This window comes from Roseateles sp., assembly GCF_036404855.1.
GTDB lineage: Bacteria > Pseudomonadota > Gammaproteobacteria > Burkholderiales > Burkholderiaceae_C > Pelomonas.
The window spans coordinates 1-3,434 of record NZ_DASWYS010000372.1 but is presented as its reverse complement, the minus strand read 5'-3'; the positions used below and the strand labels follow the sequence as shown (position 1 = coordinate 3,434).

Below are 3,434 nucleotides of genomic sequence, written 5' to 3'. Positions count from 1 at the left end.
TCTGCGAGAAGGGCCGGCGCACTGGCATCACCTTCGCCCAGGCGATGACCGACACGATCACGGCAGCCACGTCCAAGGAAGCCGGAGGCCGCAACATCTGGTACGCGGCCGACACCAAGGAAAAGGGCCTCGAGTACATCGGCTACGTGGCCAAGTTCGCGCCGATCATCGCGCGCGGCCAAGCCACCCGGATCGAGCAACACATCTTCGTGGACCAGTCGCCGGACGGCACAAGCCGCAACATCCAGGCGTTCCGCGTCCGCTTCGCCAGCGGCTTCAAGATCACCGCGCTGTCCTCTCGGCCCGAGAACATCCACGGCCTGCAGGGCGACGTCGATCTGGATGAGGCGGCGCTGCACAAGGACGTCTCGAAGGTGCTGGAATCCGCCACCGCCCTGCTGATCTGGGGCGGGCGCATCCGCGTGTGGTCTTCGCACCGTGGCAAGAAGAACCCATTCCATGCGCTGGTCAAGGACGTGCAGGCGGGGCGCTACGGCAAGAAGGCCAAGGCGATCCGCATCACCTTCGATGACGCCGTGGCCAATGGGCTGTACGAACGCGTGTGTGCCATGCGCGGCGTCGAAGCTACCCCCGAGGCCAAGAAGGACTGGTACACCGGAATCCGTTCCGCCTACGGCCCGCGCAAGGCCGCGATGCGCGAGGAGCTGGACGTCATTCCGCGCGATGGCGACGGCTCGGTGATCCCCTCCGTCTGGATCGAGCGCGCGATGCCCGAGGTGCGCCCGGTGTTGCGCATCGTGTTCGACGACGACTTCCCGAAGCGGACCGAAAGCGAGCGTGAGACCTGGTGCAGGACGTGGATCGCAAAGCAGCTGATGCCGGTCATCGAGGCCGCGTGCGAGGGCCACAAGGGCCGCTGGGCCCTGGGCATGGACTTCGCCAGGCATCGCCACTTCTCGGTCATCATCCCCGCCCGCATCGACGCGGAGCTGCGCCGCGACGCGCCGTTCCTGGTCGAGCTGGCAAACGCTCCCGCGCGTCAGCAGGAGCAGATTCTCTGGGCGCTCCTGGACCACCTGAAGGCCAACGCGCAGGGCCGCTGGTCGTTTGCCGGCGATGCCACCGGTCCCGGGCAGACGCTGATGGAATACACCGGCGACCGCTACGGACGAGCGGTGCTGGATGAAGAAACCGGCCGCTACTCCGGCGGGCCGATCCATGAGGTGACGCTGTCGCGCAAGTGGTACGGCGAATGGATGGGCAAGTACGTCGACCTGTTCGAGGACGGGTTCATTACGCTGCCGCGCGACGCCTCGCTCGAGGACGACCACCGCGCGGTGGAATACGTGGACGGCATCCCGATGGTTCCCAAGCTGGAGCGCAAGGACCTGAAGGATGCGGACCTGGTGCGCCACGGCGACGGCGCCATCGCCGGCGCCCTGATGCAGTTCGCCGCACTCAACCACGCCGCCGGCGTGAAGATCGAGTTCCAGTCCACCGGCCGCCGCTCCTTCGCCAGCGCGGGCGATTTCACCGCGGACGGCTTCGGTGGCGTGGGCGGCGGCAACGATTTCGAGGGCTACCTGTGAACGACCTGACCAATACCCCGCGCCCCGTGCTCAACCGCGAGATTGCGACGACCCGCGACGGCATCGACATCACCCGCGGCTACACCGGCCCGCTGCTGCAGCCGTTCGACAGCGTGCTGCGCAACCGCGGCGGCGACCTGGCCATCTACGAGCAGGTGCGCAGCGACGAGGAAGTGAAGGCGGCCTTCGGCCAGCGCCAGTCCGCGGTGGTCCAGTGCGAGTTCCGCGTCGACGCCGGCGGCGAGCGCCGCAAGGACAAGCAGGCGGCCGAGTGGCTGCAGCAGCAGCTGCAAAAGCTGCGCTGGGACAACACCACGGAGAAGATGCTGTTCGGCGTGTTCTACGGCTACGCCGTGGCCGAGCTGATCTACGGCGTGGACGAGGGCAAGATCGGCATCAGCGCGATCAAGGTGCGCAACCGCCGCCGCTTCCGCTACGGCAAGGACGGCGACCTGCGCCTGCTGACGCAGGCCAGCATGTTCGAGGGCATCCCCTGCGAGCGCCCGTACTTCTGGGACTTCTGCTGCGGCGCCGACCACGACGACGAGCCCTACGGCCTGGGCCTGGCGCACTGGCTCTACTGGCCGGTGCTGTTCAAGCGCAACGGGATCAAGTTCTGGCTGACCTTCCTGGAGAAGTTCGGCATGCCCACGGGGCTGGGCAAGTACCCCAACGAGGCGACGCCCGCCGAGAAACAGGCGCTGCTGTCCGCCACGCGCGCCATCCACCAGGACAGCGGCGTGATCATCCCCACCGGCATGGAGCTGGAGCTGATCGAGGCCGCACGCAGCGGCACCGCCGATTACAAGACCCTGCACGACACCATGAACGCCGCCATCCAGAAGGCGACGCTGGGCCAGACCGCCAGCACGCAGGGCACGCCCGGCAAGCTGGGCAACGAAGACCTGCAGGGCGACGTGCGGGACGACATCATCAAGGCCGACGCCGACCTGGTGTGCGAGAGCTTCAACCAGCAGATCGTGCCGCAGCTGATGGCCTGGAACTTCCCCGACGCCGAGCTGCCGCGCGTGTGGCGCGTGACCGAGGAAGACGAAGACCTCAACACCGCGGCCGAGCGAGACGACAAGATCCAGCGCTGGGGCTTCAAGCCCACGCTCAAGTACATCAAGGACAAGTACGGCGGCGAGTGGGTGGAGCGTCAGGCACCGGCGGAACTGCAGCCCGGCGAGGCCGGCACGCCCAGCGCGATCGCCGGCGCCGAGTTCGCCGACGTGGGCCGCGGCGTCGTCAACCTGCTGCGTCGACATGGCGTGCAGTTCGCCGAGGGCGAGGACGCGATCGAGGTGCGCATGGGCCGCCAGCTGAACGCGCGGGTCAACCCCACCGGTAAGCGCTGGAACGACCAGGTCCGTGCGCTGGTAGACAAGGCCGCCGATTTCGCCGAGCTGGAGGCCGGGCTGCTGTCGCTGGCCAGCGACATGGAGCTGGACGACTACGCCCAGGCGTTCGCCGAGGCGATGACCGCCGCGCACTTGGCCGGCCGTTACGAGCTGATGCAGCGCTGACGTGGCCACGGTCGCCTACGGCTCGCTGCCGTTCAAGCAGCAGATCGCGTTCTTCCGGCAGAAGACCAACGTCCTGACGGACAGCTGGCTGGACCTGTGGGAGGCCCAGCACGACAACGGCTTCATGGTGGCGGGGGCCAACCGCATCGACCTGCTGGCGGACTTCCGCCAGGCAGTGCGCGCCGCCATCGAGGACGGCGAGACGCTGGCGCAGTTCCGCACCCGCTTCGACAGCATCGTGGCGAAGCACGGCTGGGACTACAACGGCGGGCGCAACTGGCGCAGCCGGGTCATCTACGAGACCAACCTGCGGCAGAGCTACAACGCCGGCCGCTGGCACCAGGAGCAGCAGCTCAAG

General features: G+C 67.8%; 2 protein-coding genes and 1 pseudogene. All 3 read left to right on the top strand.

Annotated features, from left to right (window positions below; genetic code table 11):
- A partial coding sequence (locus tag VGF12_RS24955) for a hypothetical protein (RefSeq protein WP_331178751.1) occupies positions 1-1,550 on the top strand: 1,550 nt, incomplete at its 5' end.
- Positions 1,547-3,076: a DUF935 domain-containing protein gene (locus VGF12_RS24950; RefSeq protein ID WP_331178750.1), complete on the top strand. Its 1,530-nt coding sequence runs from the start codon at positions 1,547-1,549 to the stop codon at positions 3,074-3,076. The genes VGF12_RS24955 and VGF12_RS24950, both read left to right, overlap by 4 nt.
- Before the next feature lies 1 nt (position 3,077).
- Positions 3,078-3,434: pseudogene (locus VGF12_RS24945) on the top strand (hypothetical protein); the annotation flags it as partial.